14 protein-coding genes and 1 pseudogene are annotated in these 18734 nt (G+C 44.6%); 7 read left to right on the top strand and 8 right to left on the bottom strand.

Annotated elements, in window-relative coordinates:
- The 4 genes and pseudogenes from BK127_RS44870 to zwf all read right to left on the bottom strand — a co-directional run.
- Positions 1-75 (bottom strand): annotated as a pseudogene (locus tag BK127_RS44870) (cell wall hydrolase); the annotation flags it as partial.
- Between the two features lie 467 nt (positions 76-542).
- Entirely contained in the window at positions 543-1205 is a 663-nt protein-coding gene (fsa, locus tag BK127_RS24020) for a fructose-6-phosphate aldolase (RefSeq protein ID WP_076234069.1), read from the bottom strand.
- A 111-nt stretch (positions 1206-1316) separates the two neighbouring features.
- Entirely contained in the window at positions 1317-3302 is a 1986-nt protein-coding gene (gene tkt, locus BK127_RS24025) for a transketolase (protein ID WP_076234191.1), read from the bottom strand.
- Positions 3286-4809, bottom strand: a complete 1524-nt coding sequence (zwf, locus tag BK127_RS24030; protein WP_076234070.1) for a glucose-6-phosphate dehydrogenase — start codon at positions 4807-4809, stop codon at positions 3286-3288. Before zwf ends, tkt begins: the two co-directional genes overlap by 17 nt.
- A gap of 125 nt (positions 4810-4934) precedes the next feature.
- On the opposite strand from zwf, the gene BK127_RS24035 reads away from it, so the two are divergent.
- The 7 genes from BK127_RS24035 (at position 4935) to BK127_RS24065 (ending at position 15164) form a co-directional block, all read left to right on the top strand.
- Positions 4935-5810 carry a LysR family transcriptional regulator gene (locus BK127_RS24035; protein ID WP_076234071.1) on the top strand — a complete coding sequence of 292 codons (876 nt, stop codon included), beginning with the start codon at positions 4935-4937 and terminating at the stop codon, positions 5808-5810.
- A gap of 330 nt (positions 5811-6140) precedes the next feature.
- Positions 6141-9761 (top strand): AAA family ATPase, encoded by a 3621-nt coding sequence (locus BK127_RS24040; protein ID WP_076234072.1) that lies wholly within the window; start codon positions 6141-6143, stop codon positions 9759-9761.
- Positions 9762-10802, top strand: coding sequence for a hypothetical protein (locus tag BK127_RS24045; protein ID WP_076234073.1), 1041 nt, complete (start codon positions 9762-9764; stop codon positions 10800-10802).
- A 49-nt stretch (positions 10803-10851) separates the two neighbouring features.
- Positions 10852-11898: a hypothetical protein gene (locus tag BK127_RS24050; protein ID WP_076234074.1), complete on the top strand. Its 1047-nt coding sequence runs from the start codon at positions 10852-10854 to the stop codon at positions 11896-11898.
- Between the two features lie 45 nt (positions 11899-11943).
- Positions 11944-12615 (top strand): hypothetical protein, encoded by a 672-nt coding sequence (locus tag BK127_RS24055; protein ID WP_076234075.1) that lies wholly within the window; start codon positions 11944-11946, stop codon positions 12613-12615.
- 143 nt (positions 12616-12758) lie between these two features.
- Positions 12759-14060 (top strand): FkbM family methyltransferase, encoded by a 1302-nt coding sequence (locus BK127_RS24060; RefSeq protein WP_076234076.1) that lies wholly within the window; start codon positions 12759-12761, stop codon positions 14058-14060.
- Between the two features lie 24 nt (positions 14061-14084).
- Positions 14085-15164, top strand: a complete 1080-nt coding sequence (locus BK127_RS24065; protein ID WP_083689532.1) for a glycosyltransferase — start codon at positions 14085-14087, stop codon at positions 15162-15164.
- On the opposite strand, the gene BK127_RS24070 is transcribed toward BK127_RS24065, so the two are convergent.
- The 4 genes from BK127_RS24070 to BK127_RS24085 all read right to left on the bottom strand — a co-directional run bounded on the left by BK127_RS24070 (position 15155) and on the right by BK127_RS24085 (position 18697).
- Complete coding sequence (locus tag BK127_RS24070; RefSeq protein WP_083689533.1) at positions 15155-15586, bottom strand: GNAT family N-acetyltransferase; 432 nt, start codon at positions 15584-15586, stop codon at positions 15155-15157. The two genes, BK127_RS24065 and BK127_RS24070, sit on opposite strands and share 10 nt — an antisense overlap.
- Positions 15587-15661: 75 nt before the next feature.
- On the bottom strand, positions 15662-16996 hold the full coding sequence (locus BK127_RS24075; protein ID WP_076234077.1) for an amidohydrolase family protein: 1335 nt from the start codon (positions 16994-16996) through the stop codon (positions 15662-15664).
- A complete protein-coding gene (locus BK127_RS24080) occupies positions 16993-18363 on the bottom strand; it encodes an LLM class flavin-dependent oxidoreductase (RefSeq protein WP_076234078.1) in 1371 nt (456 codons plus the stop codon). Before BK127_RS24080 ends, BK127_RS24075 begins: the two co-directional genes overlap by 4 nt.
- Positions 18364-18415: 52 nt before the next feature.
- Positions 18416-18697: a YciI family protein gene (locus tag BK127_RS24085; protein WP_076234079.1), complete on the bottom strand. Its 282-nt coding sequence runs from the start codon at positions 18695-18697 to the stop codon at positions 18416-18418.
- Between the last annotated feature and the right edge of the window lie 37 nt (positions 18698-18734).

Below are 18734 nucleotides of genomic sequence, written 5' to 3' on the forward strand. Positions count from 1 at the left end.
TTCGGTCTCAGCTTCAGCTCGAAGCAACCTTGCCAACATATCAATATCCTGTTTCCTGGCTTTTACGACTGCCATTGGCTCACCTCTTTAGATTCCTATACACATCATATTGTAGGTGAAGCGGATGTGTTACTCTGGCAAAATAGTGAGCGATAATAAATAGCCGTTCCACCACACTCTTCTGCCCAGATAGCTTAACGAGTACAGACAACAAAAGTTTGCATAATAATTATTATGTAAATCTATCGGGAATGTAATAATGTTGTTGACTTCCGACAATGATGCTCGCCGATGGCATAGACGTCAAGGCCGACTTGATCTGACAAATGTATCTCTTCTATCGCTTGGCGCAGCCTCTCGGCGTGGGCACGGTATTATTTTCTTGACTATAGATAATTATTTCCGAGTCACTTTAGGTGTACCGCGGTCAAGTTCAAAGTTAAGAAAGAAAATCATTACCAAGATTTTACGTGTGCAAAACAAAAAGAGAAACCCATGTCCATAATAAGGACCGGGTTTCTCGATAAGCTGAGTGCAACCTATTACACTGATTTTTTCCAATCGGCAGCGAATTTCTCCATGCCTTGATCCGTTAGAGGATGTTTGGTCAATTGTTCAATGACTGAGAAAGGAACGGTTGCGATGTGCGCGCCAGCCATAGCTACACGTGTTACGTGATCCGGGTTACGGACAGATGCCGCGATGATTTGTGCATCCAGCTTATGCGTGCGGAACAATTCAGCGATTTTTGTAACGAGTAGAACGCCATCTTCCGAAATATCATCCAAGCGGCCCAGGAACGGAGATACATAAGTCGCGCCAGCGCGGGCAGCCAATAGTGCTTGGTTCACAGTGAAGATCAGTGTTACGTTTGTTTTTACGCCTTTTTTCGTCAGGTAACGGCATGCTTCTAAACCTGCCAATGTCATCGGAAGCTTAATGGTGATGTTTTTGTCGTTGTTGTTTATTTTGATAAGTTCATTCGCTTGGGCGATCATGTCCTCAGCTGTTTCTGCTTCTGGTGTTACTTCCGCCGAAACGGATTCAACCTCAGGTACTTCGCGCAAAATTTCAGCGATACGATCTTCGAATTTAACGCCTTCTTTGGCAACTAGGGATGGGTTAGTCGTAACACCGGACAAGATGCCTACTTTGTAAGCCTTTTTGATATCTACCAGGTTTGCAGTGTCGATAAAGAATTTCATTGTTATTACCTCCGGTTATATGGTTATATTTTAAATGACTTGCACAATCCGGCATAATCTCCAAAAATATTCCAACTATGCACGGACTGCTGTTCTATTCCTACTATATTACTATAACAACTCTTTCGTCAAACGAACCACGTTATCCACAGAGAATCCAAAGAATTGCAAGACCTCAGCTCCTGGTCCTGAAGCACCGAAGGTATCGATTGATAATATATTGCCACTTGGTCCGGTGTAACGCTCCCAGCCGAGTGAAATACCGGCTTCAATAGCTAAACGCTTCGTGACAGCCGCAGGTAATACCGACTGCTTATAAGCTTCGGATTGGCGGTTGAACAGCTCACGGCTCGGCATGGCCACAACGCGAACAGAGATATTATCCTTCTCAAGCTCAGCTTTGGCGTTCACGGCCAAGGAAACTTCGGAACCGGTAGCGATCAGGATGACATCCGGCTGAGTGTTGGTTTCCGTCAGAACGTACGCTCCTTTGACTACCCCTTCCACATTGCCTTTGGTTGCATCGTAGATAGGCAGGTTCTGTCTGCTCAGAACTAGAGCGACCGGACCTTCATTTTGCTGCAAAGCATAAGCCCATGCACTTGCTGTTTCGTTGGCATCCGTAGGACGAATGACCGTAAGTCCCGGAATAGTACGCAGCGCTGCCAAGTGCTCAACGGGCTCATGCGTAGGTCCATCTTCGCCGACAGCCACTGAATCATGCGTGAATACGTAAATAACAGGCAGCTTCTGCAGTGCAGCCAGTCGAATCGACGGACGCAGGTAATCGCTGAATACGAAGAACGTGCTTACGAATGGTTTAACACCTCCGTGCAGCGCCATACCGTTGCCAGCCGCGCCCATTGCATGCTCGCGGACGCCGAAGTAGATGTTGCGTCCAGCATAGGATTCAACGGCAAATACTTGCTCTCCGCTAATATCCGTCATCGTTGAATGGGACAAGTCCGCGCTGCCGCCAAAAATCGAAGGAACTGATTTAACGAAATGATTGATCGCTTGACCGCTTGCTACACGAGTTGAAATTGTCTTTGAAGAATCGAAGGTCAGGATGTCAGCGGCATCGATCACGACCGAACCATCGATGACTTGTTCAAACTCCGTACCCAGCGCTGGATGCTGATTTTTATATGATGAGACCAATTGGTTCCACGCTGCTTCTTTGGCCTCCCCATTTTGTTTAAGCTGTGCAAAATGGTCTTTGACTTCTGCCGGAACCGTGAATTCTTCCTCGTACTTCCAACCATATGCTTCCTTGGTTGCCTTTGCTTCTTCTTTGCCAAGCGGATTGCCATGCGCCTTATTCGTTCCCGCAACTATACTTCCGTATCCAATAATGGTCCGGATTTCGATAATCGTCGGTTGGGAATCATTTAACTTGGCGGTTTCGATCGCTTTAGCAATTTGCTCGATATCGTTGCCGTCTTCAACTCTTAAATACTGCCAATGAGCGGATTCTGCTCTTTTTTGAATGTTCTCTCCGAAGGAAAGATTGAGGTCCCCATCCAAGGAAATGTCGTTGGAATCGTACAATACAACCAATTTGTTCAGTTTCATATGTCCGGCCATGGACATGGCCTCGTACGAGATCCCTTCCATCAAGCAGCCATCTCCGACTAGCGCATACGTATAATGATCGACGACCGGGAACCCGCTTTGGTTGAATTTCGAAGCCAGATGCGCTTCAGCCATCGCCATACCTACAGCCATAGCAATACCTTGTCCCAGAGGACCGGTTGTAGCATCTACGCCATCTGTGTGGCCAAATTCAGGATGTCCAGGTGTTTTGCTGTTCAGCTTGCGGAACTGCTTCACATCTTCTATAGAAAGATTATAACCAGACAAATGCAAAAGGCTGTACAGCAAAGCAGAGCCGTGCCCTGCAGATAATACGAAACGATCGCGGTTAAACCATTTTGCATGGGCCGGATTGTGATTGAGGTGTTTGCCCCAAAGCGCATACGCCATAGGCGCTGCACCCATCGGCAGTCCTGGATGTCCGGAATTAGCCGCGTTTGTGGCATCTATCGATAACGTACGGATCGTATCGATAGCTAGTTGATCAATTGTTTGTGTGATAGGCATATTGTTCTCCTTTTATGGATTCGATTTCTGTTTCCGACTTGTCATCGAACCACCAGTGATAGCCGTCCTGCTCCAACAGCTCATCGGACTCGGCAGGACCGTAGGTGCCAGCTGCATAAAGACGAAGCGGCACCAGGTTCTCTTTGTATGCATCTAAGATAGGTTGAACCCATTGCCATGACAATTCGACCTCGTCCCAATGGGCGAAGAACGTAGAATCTCCGTGCAAAGCGTCGCGAATCAAATTCTCGTAAGCCTCGGGCACATGATCCCGATTCTCATGAAAGTCGATATGCATGGGCTTGAACTTCCCTTTATTCAAAGGATCTCTTGTATTTAATTGAAGCGAAATGCCTTCGTGGGGACTGATTTCAATTACGAGCAGATTAGGCGTTTTGTTGTCATCATTTGTGCCAGATTGCTTTAACGGTTCTTTGAACTCGATCACGAGTCGTGTTGATTTATCCTTCATTCTTTTACCTGTGCGAATGTAAAATGGAACGCCGCGCCAAAAATAATCGTCGATTTGCAGCTTAGCCGCGATGAATGTATCATTACTTGAGGTTGAGGCAATATTGGGTTCGGATGTATAACCGACGACGGATTTTCCTTGGATTGTTCCTGCTCCGTATTGTCCGCGGACAACATGAGAGCTTACATCCTCTTTTTGCAGCTTCTCCAGGGAATCCATCACCAGCTTCTTTTTGTAACGGATATTCTCAGAAGTACTGTTGTTTGGGAGATGGATCGTCAGCATCATGAGCAATTGCAGCATATGGTTTTGGAACATGTCTCTTACAGCACCAACATGATCGTAATAGCCAGCTCGTTCTTCAACACCGACGATTTCGTTTGCCGTTATTTGAACGTTAGCAATGTAACGGTTGTTCCATAGTGCCTGAAGAACAGGATTGCTCTGCTGCAAAACCTCAAGCTTCTGTACCATTGGCTTGCCAAGATAATGATCAACTCGAAAGATCTCATCTTCTTTAAAAACTTTGCTCAGATTATGATTCAAATCCCGAGCGGATTGCAAATCATGACCGAAAGGCTTTTCGATCACCAAACGCTTCCAGCCATTCGCTGAACCAAGTCCGCTTTCATGGATGTTAGCTGTGATCGGTTCAAAAAATTCAGGCCCTACGGACAAATAAAACATCCGATTTGGCTCCATGCGTTGCTCTTCTTCCTGCTGTTCAATCAGCTTCAGCAGCTTCTGATAATCTTCCTTGCGGCCAACATCGAGAACGCTATAGCGGAATGCCCGCAGGAACTTTTTCATAACATCGGGATCATTCGCCTCGCGCCTGGAAAACATATGGAGTGATTGCTCGACATTTGCTTGAAAGGCTTGATCGGATAGTTCTCGTCTACCCAAACCGATCACAGAGAAGGACTCAGGTAGTTTCTGATCGACGAACAAGTTATACAACGCAGGATAAATTTTTCTTTTGGCTAAATCCCCAGTCGCTCCGAATAAGACGAACGTGGTAGCTTCCATTTCTCTCTCTCCTTCCAGCAGGGCCTTCTTCGTTAGCTCTGGATTCTATTTCCTAAATCCACTATAATACGAATATCACCTATACAGGTAATTAATATATTTTACAGGAGCTATAGACCACGTCTATGATCAATTACGAACTATACAAGGTTTTTTATTGGGCCGCGAAGACAGGTAGCTTATCCAAGGCAGCCAAATCATTGTTCATCACCCAGCCAAGCGTCAGCCACGCTATCAAGCAGCTCGAGGACAGCTTCGGCATCACCTTGTTTTACCGAAATTCCAAAGGCGTTGCCTTAACGCAAGAGGGCGTCACCCTTTATTCCTATATCGAGAAGTCTCAGATCCTAATCGCCTTGGCAGAGGAAAAGATGGCGGCGCTTAAAAATCTGGACAGCGGCGAGCTGCGGATCGGCGGCAGCGATTCGTTGTTCAAGCACTATATGCTTCCTTATCTGGAAACCTATCATCAGAAGCATCCCGGCATCAAATTGCATCTGAATCATGGAACGACACCGGAAACCATCGCTTTTTTGAAAGAGGGAAAAATCGATTTGGGTGTCGTTCGTATGCCCATTGTCGATTCCCAGCTTGAAGTGATGAAGGGTATTCAACTGCAGGATTGCTTTGTAGCGGGAGCTCATTATGCCGAGCTTAAGGACAGAGTACTCTCACTCGAGCTGCTGCTACAGTATCCCATCATCCTGTTCTCGCGTAATAGCCGGGTACGGATGGCCATCACAGAACTATTTGAAAGCTACGGTTATGAGATCAAACCTGAAATTGAGGTAGGAAGCGTGGATCTTCTAATCGAGTTCGCACGGAAGGGACTTGGCATCTCTTATATAACCAAAGAATTCATTTCCAAGGAACTGGAAGACGGCTCTCTCTTTGAAATTCAATTAGATATCAAGATGCCACCTTCCCAGGTGGGATTCATGATTATGCGCAACATGCCACTTTCCAACGCAGCAAGCAAGTTTATTGAGCTCGTGAAATAGCACCAAAGGGAATCATATAAGTAATCAACAAAAGCATCCGCAAATCGGTTGAAACCGGCTGGGATGCTTTTCTTGTTACCACGCTTAGAACATAAGAACAAGGCTCTTGAACAGGTCCTTCGGATTCGAATCGTTAGAAACGGCCGCCCGCAGCAGAGCCTTTTGGTGAGATGCGTATGCAGGCCGCAGCATCTGCACAGAATCTATGGTACTAAGTGAATAAACTCAAAAATCTCTTAACAGCAGGAAAACATTTGTGTAATGTGGAATATCTTTACTATTGATAATACATAATTCGATACGTTTCGAGTTGGCTTGGAGGGCAGCTGAATGAGTTTTAAAAAATGGATAAGGATCGTTTTTCCTGAAATCCAATTGTTTGACTTTTTGAAAGAACACAAAGCAGCCGCTCGTATGAGAAGCTCTGCAAATTTATCCAGTACGAACCGTGGACAAGACGATAGTCCTCCCTCCACTGTAACTCATACTTCAACATCGCTACCCGGTACAGCTCCACTCGGTCCCAATTCTGCTTCTCCGGTCCGTGAGGTATTGGCCGATGTAAAGCGTGGAGTGAAGCAGCTTGGGATTGATCAGTCTCCCCTGGAGTTGGATGACAAATTTGCCGACATCATCAGAGAACTCAATGAGAGGATATGGGCGCAGCACAGCTATATCGAGCAGCTTACAGCTGCCTTTAAGAAAGCTTTTTTTGCCAATGAAAAAGGGAAGGTCAAAAATGTTATCCTCATCTCCGGCCCTGCTGGGACAGGCAAAAAGACATCTCTCGGCTTGCTTATCCAATTACTAAATAAAAAAAATCTAATTCCCTATAAGCGTTACTATGAATTCGATTTAAGCCGCTATAGCGAGGTAGATGTCAAAAGCAACTTTATTGTCGACTGCTCAGCTACCTTCCAAGATGGCTTGGGAACGGTCTGCTTTACCGGAATGAAGAACGCGCATTCTGAGGTTCTGAACTACATCTCCCAGTTGATCAGCACAGGCAGCTTCCGAACACCTGAAGGCACCCAAGTAAATGCTGGCGATTATTTTATCATTTTTGAAATGGATCAATGGGTCAAGGAAAAGCATGTATATAATGCACTGCCAGCCGTTATAGCCTCACAAATTCCGCCAGTTATTCTCAAGAGTATACGATCCTACGCCATATCTGCACCATTAAATGTGGAAACGGTTGAGCGGCTCGTCCAGCAGAAATTCACTAAGGCTGCTACAACACTAGCCTATCAAACCCAGCTGAATATCTTCTATGAAGCAAATGTGTTTCATCGGCTTGCGGAAATCTTTGTGGAAAGTAAGCGTTATGGACAGGCTATCGATGAGTGGAGTCAAAAGGAATTTGTGGATCGTATTCTCGATCTGCGCTCCAAGGGCGAGCTCCAGGCCAAAGAGCAAGTAACCATACGTTGTGTTGATCAGGAGATCGTAGTGGTTACGTCTACTCAAAGCTTTGTCCTTAAACGCATGTCGATTATTAAGGAAGAAACGCTTGAGGATATTATGCTGGAGCTGGATAGGCTAACAGGCTTGAATCAGGTCAAAGCCTTTATCCACGAGCTGCTGGAGACGGTTAACGCACAGAAAAAACGCGAGCAATCGGGACAAAAAAACACGGCGATGTCGCTTCATATGGTTTTCTCCGGTAATCCGGGCACGGGTAAAACAACTGTAGCCAGACTTGTTTCGCGTATTTTGAAAGCATTGGGATTATTAGGTCAAGGGCAGCTCATTGAGGTAACAAGGCAGGACCTGGTTGGCGAATATGTCGGATCAACCGCACCCAAAACCTCTGCGCAGATTGAAGCGGCTATGGGCGGCGTCTTGTTTATCGATGAGGCTTACACATTAGCTCGGAGCCGCAATGATATCTTTGGACTTGAAGCGATCGACACTCTCGTCAAAGGCATGGAGGACAATCGCGAGAACATGGTTGTCGTGCTTGCAGGCTATACGAACGAGATGGAAACCTTTCTGAAATCAAACCCCGGGCTGCGTTCACGCTTTCCTTTTATCGTAGAATTTCCAGACTACACACCCGATGATATGTTGGAAATTATGGAACGGACCGCTTTAAGCCGCGATTATCAGATTGATCCCAGCGCCGGCCCTCGTATGCTTGAGCTATTCAAGACCAAGCAAATTCCCGGTAGAAACGACAGCGGCAATGGACGTTTGGTGAGAAACCTGCTGGAGGAAGCGATCCGCAAGCAATCGGTACGACTAAGCAAACAAGAGCTTGCTACAGCTGTGGATTGGAAGCTCCTTGTTCTTGAGGATTTTGGCTTGGGTCAAAAAGAAGCCTTTAATATTGAAACAGCACTGGTTGGCATTATCGGACTGGACAATGTGAAGACGTTCATCCGAACCTTGGAGAAGCAAATCATCGTTAACCATCGTCGACAGGAAGCCGGGATTATCGTTGACACCAACCAAAGTCTGAATATGGTCTTTTCAGGAAATCCGGGAACCGGCAAAACGACCATTGCCCGCCTGATTGCACAGATGATGAAATCGATGGGGATATTGAAGATGGGGCATCTCGTTGAGGTCGACCGCTCCCATTTGGTCGCTGAATATATGGGCCAAACCGCAACCAAGACCAAGGAGCTGGTAGAGTCAGCTTTGGGCGGTGTTCTATTCATTGACGAGGCGTATGCCCTCGCTGAGGAAGGTATCCAGGGTGGTGGATTTGGCAAGGAAGCCGTAGATACTTTAGTCAGATTGATTGAGCTGCACAAGGACAATTTGATCGTCATTTTGGCAGGCTATACGGGAGAAATGAGGAGCTTCCTGAAAATAAATCCCGGCTTATCCTCCCGCTTTCCATTGATGATCGAGTTTCCTGACTATAGCGCCGAGCAGTTGGAACAGATCACTTTGAAAATGGCAGAGTCTCGTGGCTTCACCATAGAAACGGATATTCGCGAGGGGCTTATGGCTTATTATGAGAAAAAACAGATTCCCGGCAAAAACGACAGCGGCAACGGCCGATTAGCTCGGAATACGCTGGAGGAAGCAATCCGCAACCAATCGATTCGTATCGCTGATCAACCAGACCTGCCTGTGCACCAGCTTAACCTTCTCAATAAAGCGGATTTCAATATTATCCCCGCTTCCGACAAACGTGAGAATCATAATGCGCTGCACGAGCTTGAGGAAGTGATTGGATTAATTGAGGTTAAGGATTTTGTAAAAGGTATCTCTGCGCAAATCGAAATGGGTAATCGCCGCAAAGCAATGGGCTTGCCTGTGGAAGGAACGCAAACGCTACATATGATTTTCAAAGGCAATCCAGGAACAGGTAAAACCAAAATCGCACGTATAATCGCCAAACGGCTCAAGGAGCTGGGCGCGGTTAAATCCGATTCCGTTATTGAAACGGATCGTTCAGGCCTTGTAGCCGGATATTTGGGACAAACTGCACTAAAAACAAAGGATGTTATCGACCAGGCTTTAGGCGGAGTATTGTTCATTGATGAGGCCTATGCTTTGGCTAGCGGCCAGGATGACTTTGGTAAAGAAGCCATTGATACACTTGTTAAAGCAATGGATGATTACAGAGACCGACTGGTCGTCATTCTGGCTGGCTATGAGCAGGATATGGACGATTTCATTGCCAGTAATGCAGGCTTGAAATCTCGTTTTCCGAACATCATCTCGTTTCCCGATTATTCTCCTGAGGAAATGCTGCAGATTAGCCGTTTAATCTTCAAATCCAAAGGCTATCAAGCTGCCGCGGGTGCGGATACGGCATTATTAGGTCTCTTCCTGCAATATATTGGCGATCCTACAGCCGGAAATGGACGATTGGTTAGAAATATATGTGAAAAGGCTATTCGCAATCACGCTGTTAGGCTAAGCGGTAATCCTATGGCAACGGTCGAAGAATTATCTACTATCATTTATGAAGATATTGGAAGGTTATAAATGAAAAATTCCAATTCAAACTCAGCTGCAGGCTTAGGGTGCTTACTGGTGCCTTTAATTATTGTTTTAAGTCCGATATTGTTCTTCATTTATATGATTGATACATACAAGAAAGAGATTTTTTTTGGACCCTTGTACATTATTTATGCTTCGATTAAAGTGTTGGTACTGGAGGTACCAGCCTCTAATTTTCCATATGGCGTCCTATTGTTCTTAGGAGTCATACTTTACGGTTCTATGATGATTCCAAAGATCCGGAGCCTTTATGATGAACTGCCTGTCCTGATTCCTTTTCTTCAAATGTGCTTTCTTATGCTTATTGCTTCGATTATCGGTTTTTATATCCTAAACGCTTGGGCAGATAACCAAACGTACGCAAAAGCAGAAGCTGTTTTATTAACCGTTACCACATTTGTGCTGATGCGTCTGTTCATGTCTTATTGGTACTACAGCTTTCCAATTAGCACCTTGATTACCCGTGAGGAAGAGCAAGATATTCAGGCCATACAGGTAAATGGCGGCTCTGTCAGTCAATCATCGCTTCCCCATGGATCGATGCATAAGAACCTTGTCCTGTTTGCTCTGATATTTGTTTTTTTCCTTACGATGTTTTTTCTTGCTAACATCCCTCCAACTTTAGACACAAATAAGTTGATGAAAGAGCAAATAAGCAGAGAAGCAGCGGCTGGCGCTATATTGTTCTATGGAGAAGAAAAAAATGGTATTCAAGCTAAAAACTTTGAAGTTCCAGGTCTCACCAGGAGCGTCTCTACAAGAATGTTAATATGGGACTATAACTTAGAGGACAACGATAAAGTGCAAATTTTAGTGGATGGAAAGCCTATACATGATTCAATAGTGTTGACCAATACGCCTGTAGCTTTCACTGTTCCTGTTCCAAGCGTAATTACTATTAAAGGCATTCAAGACCAGGGAGGTGGGCTCACATACGCAGTCAAATTTCCGCAAACCAAATATACTTTCTTCAATATCGTCGCTGTGAATGGTGTGAATACGTACACATTGATGCCTACACCTTAGGTAACAACATAAAAGGCTCTTCCCTTTTGAAGATGTTGGGGGGCAGCAGATGAAAAATTCCAATCAAAATTCTGATGCAGGCTTCGGCCTCTTCTTGGTGCCTATCTTAATCTTTATTCTTTTAAGTCTATCTTTGATAATCAAGTATATTCTTAATAATTACCCGGAAAAGGTTATTTTTGGACCCCTATATTTTATTTTTGTATCAATTAAGGTGTTTGTCTTGGAGGTTCCACTCGCGAATTTTACATTTAACATACTCTTTTTGATAGGAATACTATTTTACGCTTCTATGGTCATTCCGAAGATCCGGACCATTTATGATGGGCTACCTGTCCTGATCCCTTTTTTTCAAATGTGTTTTTTAATGCTTATAGCTTCTGTCTTCGGACTCGAATTCCTGAACTCGTGGGCAGATAATCAGATGCTCTCAAAAGCAGGAGCTGTTTTATCTGCGATTATTACGTATGTATTGATACGTCTCTTAATGTCCTACTGGTACTATAAATTCCCAATCAGCTCCATGATCACTCGTGAAGACAAGCTAAATAATCAGACAGTTTCCGCAGTTGCCAGCTCTGCCAATACATTAATGCTGCCCAATGGAAGGATGCATAAGAACCTTGTCCTGTTTGCTCTGATCTTTCTTTTTTTTCTTTTTATTGCTTCTTGTACAAATATCCCCACACCATTAGACAGTAATAAACTTATGAAAGAGCAATTCAGCCGAGAACCAGCAGCTGGCACTAAATTATTCAACAAAGAAGAGCACAATGGTATTCAAGCTAGAGATTTCAATATTTCTGGCTTAACACGGGGTGTCTCAACAAGAATGTTAATATGGGACTTTAACTCAGAGGATCACGATATTGTGCAAATTCTGGTGGATGGAAAAATTATTCAAGATTCAATTGTACTGACCAATACGCCTGTAGCTTTCACTGTTCCGGTCCCTGGTGTAATTACCATTAAGGGCATTCAAGATCAAGGAGGCGGACTCGCGTATGCAGTCAAGTTTCCGCAAACCAGATTCACTTGTTTTAACATCGTCGCTGTGAATGGTGTGAATACATATACCTTATTGCCTAAACTATAAATTACGCTTACCAAACGAGTTAAATTTGAATAGGAGGATATTGCAATGGACCCAAGAAAGAATGTAAGAAATAAAGAGGCCCCTCAATCCGTACCTCAGAGAGCAGGTATCGCTTCTCAAGCTCCATTAGTTCCTCTTGAGGAAGAGTTAAATAGTGAGGAAACCCTGGTTCCGAGTAGCCCTATTCCAAATCCTGCCCCTTCTGAACCCCCAAAAAAACCTAATAAATGGCTGAATTCAATCCTGATCCTGCTTGGAGTAGGTTTGCTTTTTCTTACTATCAACTATGCTTTTAATGAGAGTACCCCCACCTTAGGAAGTAACGTGATTAATAAAGAGCAAATCAGCAGCCAGGTCGCGGCGGGTACCGTATTGTTCAATAAAGAAGAAAATCCGGGACTTCAAGCTAAAGACTTCAAAGTTAATGAATTGAAGCAAGGCGGGCCTGCCAAATTGGTCATATGGGATTTTAACGTACAGGATTACGATGAAGTGCAGATTTTTGTGGATGGCAAGCCTATTCATAATTCTGTTGTATTGACCCATACACCTGCTGAATTCAGTGTCCCGGTACCTAGTGTTGTTACCATAAAAGGTATAAGTGACAAAGGGGGCGGAATTACATATGCAGTTAAGTTTCCAACCAATAATTTAACTTATTTTAATGTCGCCAATGTGAATGAGATCAATACATATACCTTGGTACCAGGTCCTTAAATCCGAGAAAGCTGTTCGAGTTCGATTTGAAAATGACATCTATCACATCAAGGAATACAAATTTGTTTTGCAGCATAAGGATTGTTACGTAGCTCTAATATTTTCCAAATTCTCTGCCTAGCTGGAAAGGTGGTAGTTGAAGTATGTCTGATGAGTTAATCTTACTGGAAAGAACATTAAAAGAAAGCTTGATTTACAATATACATGATGTGGATGTCCTGCTGAAGCTGGGTGAGATCTACCATTCGAGTGGTCGGCAAACCTTAGCAAAACTCTGTTTTTCAGCAATTCTCGGCATTTCCAAAGACATCTCTGTAAAAGAAAAAGCGAGGGCTCTTTTATTCCAATCCGAACGACTTGTTCAAACCTATCCAAATCAGGCTCAAACTACTGAGTTTTTAGATTTACTTATCCAAAAGCTGCTCGCTCATTCAGCGAATGATTATTACTACAATATTGATATGGAACTTTTTGAGCTCATGTCTGTACCGATTCCTCTGGATCCAATTGTAGTTAATACCGAAAGCGAGAAAAAGGAAATTCTTAAACATTTACAAGGAATTATTGAAATGTATGATCATCTGGAAGATCAGCCTTCTCGGGATTTGTTGATAACTGTGTTGGCTTTTCGATTATTGAGCAATAAGAAAATAAAGCTTCCTTTAAATACGAATGAATATTGGAATCAGAGGCAATCCCTACACAATCTTATTCGTGCCACTGAGACCATTAAGACTAAATATCATGGATGGAGCCTTCCCCTTTTTGATTTAAAAGAAATTGGATACGATCTCCGGCTGTTCTGTATTTCCATTGGAGTCAGCGCTACTTTTATGGACCGCCAGTATGAGTACGATAAGCTTGCACCCATTATTAAAGCTAGAGAATCCGACGTTGTTATCGATGCAGGTGGGTGTTTCGGAGACACTGCACTATACTTTGCTCATGAGGTTGGCGAGACTGGGCACGTATACACATTCGAATTCATACCGAGTAATTTGGAGATTATGAGGAAAAATCTGGACCTGAATGAACAACTTAAACAGCATATTACGATTGTTGAACGCCCTCTTTGGCATGTATCCAATGAATTACTGTATTACACGGATCGAGGAGCTGCGAGCTCGGTTTCTTTCTCCAAAACGAACGAATCCAATGATCAAGTCTTAACGATTACTATTGATGATTTGGTCAACGAAAGGAACATAACCCAAATCGATTTCATTAAAATGGATATAGAAGGAGCAGAAATGAATGCGTTGAGAGGCGCTATTCAAGCCATTCAAACCTTTCGTCCGATACTGGCCATTGCTATCTATCATCAAATCGAGGATTTTACTGCTGTCGTAAATTTCATAGCACAATTAAACTTGGACTACACATTTTATTTAGGCCACTACACCATATATGCTCAGGAAACGATTCTTTATGCGGTCCCGAAGTAAGAATGGGAGGAGTTTATATGAGCTATGATAAATGAGCCTTTGGCTGGCAAGACACGTCGCCTTGCGATAATCGATACTACATTTCCATGGAAACAAAGTGGTTTTCGTTATTGGGAAAATATGGAATTTTATAATCAAAAGCCTGATACGCTTTTTTTTGCTACAAACATGTATACAGATGAATTTCCGGCACAAGTTTATCCATTCGAATCATTTGCAGCACTCGCACAAAAAGAGGGAATTACGGATATCTATTGTGTGTTTCTAAATTTGGTTTTGAGTCTGCAAGGGCGGTGTTATCTCCCTGATGGTACCTATATGCCTGGATCTAATCCTGGTTTGAACATCATGCCACTTCTACAAGAGCATGGTATTAACCTCCACACGACACTATACCCGGGAGGTGGCTTGGGTCCCTCCACTTCTGATGAATTTCTCCGTATAGCTTCCCATCATTGCTCAACCATATTTACGAACATTGCTGAAGTATTAAATGTCATTCCCAATAGCATTTATTCTCCGGTAGTGATCAATACAGACTTTTACACTTATACTCCTAAATCCACAGTAAAACCCATACAAATAACTTTTTCCGCTCATCGTGCCGAGCGTAAAGGGTTTCCATTATTGGTACAAGTTTTTAATCAGCTTGATGACCAATATCATCTAAATATCATAGGCGATTGGGAACATGATCTCCATCTACTAACCAATACAAACTATACTTTTTGGGGCCTTCTAAATCCTGAAACGATTAAGATGATTTATGAGCAATCTCATGTATTCATTTACAGTGGTACTTATGATCAGTTTGCTCTTGATGGGTTTCCTACAACAGCAGCTGTTGATGCGATGGCAACTGGTTGTATCTTGGTTTCCACCAATCCTCGTAATGACCACTTTGTACTCGAAAAAAATGTGGACTATCTTGAGGTGGAAGCGGACATAAAATCAATAACAGATACTTTGTTCTGGATTAAGGAAAACTTTCAGCAAGCTTTGGAAATCGGCATTAATGGTGCAACCAAAGTCAAAAATCGATTTGATTCAAAGGTTATTGTGCAATCGAAATTATCACATATGTTCAAAACCTCTCACTCTTGAGATAAGGTCTTCTTGAAATATACCGCGGAATCATCATAACCTATGGCCTTGTAAAAGCTGCCGGCTCTTCTGGTAGCTAGGGCAACCAGTTTTGAATTGCGCTGGTAAGCCTTCTCTTCAACAAGTTCCATTAACTTCTTACCGATCTTCTTTCCCCTGAACTCTTCTATAACAAATAATTCCTCTACCCAGCTTATGACTCCATTTGCATAAAAAGTTGAGTGATGAAATACTAAAACATATCCAATCAATCTGGCATCCGTTTCTGCAATGATGATATCTGCATTTTTATCACTTAAGAGATCTTTGAATATTGTAGAGTAATCTTTCATATTAGGTTTATAGCTTGTCGCAAGACTTGCTGCTAAGCCGAATAGTTCCTCTTCGTCCTGGAGAACGGCTTCTCTGTAATTTATACTCATTGAACCACTCCTCCTATCATTACAGTAAATTATAAACATTTTTCAATATTTTGGAAATGAAAAAGAGGGGTTGATTTAAAAACCAACCTCCTCAGTATGTTGAATCCATTCCGACAATTGACGGCTGTGATATAACCAACGCGTATCGCGATATATCCATCGGTTCGTGGGCAGCTCAGCGAAAAGCTCGAATGGTGATTGTGCATCAAATACGATGAAACGAGCTGGTAAACCGGGCTTTATCCCGTACTGCTTCAGACCGATTAATGACGCTGGGATCGTAGACAGCATACGAAGGAGCGTATGCGCATCATCAGCGCTTCCCATTTGAACGGCGTAGCCGGTTAGCAGCCCAATCTGCAGCAAGTCACCGCTTCCGTAGGGATGAAACGGATCCTGCACATTATCCGATGCGGTCGCAACAGGAATACCTGCGGCCATCAGCTCCTTAACTCGCGTTACACCGCGACGTACTAAACCTTTATCCCCCCTGCCCTGCAGGTATAAATTGGTGGCAGGCAGCGTAATGACCTTCAGCTGAGCCAAAGCCATATTATCGATAATCGCTGCTGCACGACTCTCCTCTATGGCGCTCAATGAGCACAAATGACCGACCACCACTCTGCCCCGATAATCATTACGTATGGTAGCAGCCGCAATCGCTGATACGGTCTGTACCTGAGGGTCATCCGTCTCATCTGCATGCAGATCGACGTCTTTGTTATATTTCCTGGCAATAGCAAAAAGCCGCTCTAGATATGCCTCCGGTTCATCAGCAATGTGCGGCGCACCTCCAACTGCATCCATCCCCGCCTGCATGGCTTCGTCGACAGCTTCCCACATGGCGGGTGTGTGTCCCCGGCTTGGAACGAACAGAACATACTGGATATCGACGATTCCGCTCAAAAGCTCCCTCGCCTCCAGAGCCGCATGAACCAGGCGAAAAGCGGCTTCCCGACCATGCTCGAACGGGAAATGAACATGCGAGCGAATGGCTGTCGCACCACCCGCAGCAGCACGCAAAGCGGCTTTATGGATTCGGGCTACAAGCACCTCACGCGTAAATTGTGGAATTGCAGCACTATAGTTACGAATTGCTTCACCGAGTGTACCTGAGTCATTTCTGACAATTCCTGATGTAAACGCCTTGTCAAGATGCGCGTGAGCCTCAACAAGTCCGGGCAGCAGCATTTTCCCGCCAAGATCTATGGTACGTGAAGCTGAGGTGCTGCAAGCCAGCTGTATATCCTCTAGAGGGATACTGCCATGATCCTGAATTATCCCTTGCTGCTGCTGCGGAGTCACTGACTGCCAGAACCCTTTGGCAGCCCTTAATTCATATAGCTGCGCTGGAGATCCTTCAGCCAAAGGCAATCGTGCATTAATTAGATGCAAGCTGCCCAGACTCATGCTCTGACACCCAGTACTGACCGTGTACGTCCGGGATGCTGGTCAGGCAGATTTGGTCCCTTACCGAATAGCTTGTCACGCAGCACGCCATCGCTGTAATGCTCCTGTACAAGCCCCCTCCGCCTCAGCTCGGGAACAACAAGCTCGACGAAATCGCGAATAGTGCCGGGGCGTGTAATATACGAAATATTGAATCCGTCAGCACCGGTTTGCTCTATATAACGCTCCATGGCATCGGCAATCTGTTCAGGAGAGCCGATTGTCAGCGAAGTTGTTCCGAAAGCATAAATATTCGCCAATTCATCTACAGTCCAATGCTTATCGGGATGATCATTCAAATACTCGATGATCGAACGGTTGTTGCTATTTTTGGCAAACTGCAGAAGCCTCTCAGGTCCATAATCGGCAAAATCGATACCCGACCAGCCACCAAGCAGTGCAAGCAACCCCTCGGTGCTGGAATACTTCAAATAATCCAGATACTTGCGCTGCGCTTCTTCCTCTGTACGCCCGACAATGACAGTCAATTTCGGGAAAAACAGCAGGTCCTCCGGTAGGCGTCCTGCAGCTTGTGCCTTGCTGCGAATATCGTCGATGATGGCCTTCGTCGCCTCGGGTGTAGGCGTATTCAGAAACACACCTTCGGCATGTGCTGCTGCAAATGCCCTCCCCCGCGTCGATGCTCCTGCCTGATAAATGACCGGTGTACGCTGCGGTGAGGGTTCGCATAGATGAATGCCAGGAACCTTGAACCGGGCTCCTTCGTGTCCGATATCATGGACCTTCGATGGGTCCGTATAGATGCGAGCCTCACGGTCCTGAACTACCGCATCCGCCTCCCAACTCGATTCCCACAGCTTATAGCAGACGTCAAGGTATTCCTCGCCAATCTCATAGCGTTCTTCCGCAGTGAGCTGATCCTCCAAGCCATAATTACGGGCTGCGCTTTTCAGAAAGGAGGTAACCACATTCCAGCCTATACGTCCCTTGGTCAAATGATCGAGTGTGGACATTTTGCGAGCTAATGCATAAGGATGCTCATAGGTCGTAGAGCAGGTGACGGCAAAGCCGAGATGCTTCGTCACAGCGGCCATCGCCGGAATTACATACGTCGGATCATTGATCGGGGCCTGGATTGCCTGCTCCAGACATGTATCACGGCTTTTCTTGTACACATCATATTGTCCCAGCACATCAGGGAAAAATACTGTATCAAAGCCTCCGCTTTCCAATAGCTGAGCAAGCTCCGTCCAATAACTAAGGTCCTTATAGCGATGCCCTTCGTCCTCGGGATGAGCCCATAGCCCTGGCGTATCCGTTGGGCAGCTTTTCTCTATTGCATTTAAATAGATTCGTTTTTTAGCCATAACGTACACATCCTCTCAGTTGTTCATGAAATCAGCTGTAGTTGATTTTGATTTAAGCAATCGTCACACCAGGAGCCAGCTTTAGATCCCATTCATGAACTTCAGCGCTTCTGATGCCTTCTATAATAAAGGGATCTTTGTTTACCAGTTCCTGTACCTCATCGATAGATTCAGCTCGATATACCGCTACGCCGCCCCAACCGTCCAGTAATCGACCGTTCGCGATCACCGTTCCTGCTTCTCTTAAAGCAATCATGTAGGCCATATGTGCTGGTGCCACGGTAGGCGCAATTTCCGGTTTGAGCAATTTGGCAAATACGATAAAATAACGCATATCTTCCCGTATCCTCCTCAATTTATTTCAGCCGTTC

It is taken from the genome of Paenibacillus sp. FSL H7-0331 (assembly GCF_001956045.1).

What these genes read in the sequence shown, in the direction of transcription:
- BK127_RS24040 (WP_076234072.1), top strand. Translation starts at nt 6,141, where the DNA reads ATGAGTTTTAAAAAATGGATAAGGATCGTTTTTCCTGAAATCCAATTG.
- BK127_RS24075 (WP_076234077.1), bottom strand. Translation starts at nt 16,996, where the DNA reads ATGAGTCTGGGCAGCTTGCATCTAATTAATGCACGATTGCCTTTGGCT.
- BK127_RS24035 (WP_076234071.1), top strand. Translation starts at nt 4,935, where the DNA reads ATGATCAATTACGAACTATACAAGGTTTTTTATTGGGCCGCGAAGACA.
- BK127_RS24050 (WP_076234074.1), top strand. Translation starts at nt 10,852, where the DNA reads ATGAAAAATTCCAATCAAAATTCTGATGCAGGCTTCGGCCTCTTCTTG.
- BK127_RS24085 (WP_076234079.1), bottom strand. Translation starts at nt 18,697, where the DNA reads ATGCGTTATTTTATCGTATTTGCCAAATTGCTCAAACCGGAAATTGCG.
- BK127_RS24065 (WP_083689532.1), top strand. Translation starts at nt 14,085, where the DNA reads ATGATAAATGAGCCTTTGGCTGGCAAGACACGTCGCCTTGCGATAATC.
- fsa (WP_076234069.1), bottom strand. Translation starts at nt 1,205, where the DNA reads ATGAAATTCTTTATCGACACTGCAAACCTGGTAGATATCAAAAAGGCT.
- BK127_RS24060 (WP_076234076.1), top strand. Translation starts at nt 12,759, where the DNA reads ATGTCTGATGAGTTAATCTTACTGGAAAGAACATTAAAAGAAAGCTTG.
- zwf (WP_076234070.1), bottom strand. Translation starts at nt 4,809, where the DNA reads ATGGAAGCTACCACGTTCGTCTTATTCGGAGCGACTGGGGATTTAGCC.
- BK127_RS24070 (WP_083689533.1), bottom strand. Translation starts at nt 15,586, where the DNA reads ATGAGTATAAATTACAGAGAAGCCGTTCTCCAGGACGAAGAGGAACTA.
- BK127_RS24045 (WP_076234073.1), top strand. Translation starts at nt 9,762, where the DNA reads ATGAAAAATTCCAATTCAAACTCAGCTGCAGGCTTAGGGTGCTTACTG.
- BK127_RS24055 (WP_076234075.1), top strand. Translation starts at nt 11,944, where the DNA reads ATGGACCCAAGAAAGAATGTAAGAAATAAAGAGGCCCCTCAATCCGTA.
- BK127_RS24080 (WP_076234078.1), bottom strand. Translation starts at nt 18,363, where the DNA reads ATGGCTAAAAAACGAATCTATTTAAATGCAATAGAGAAAAGCTGCCCA.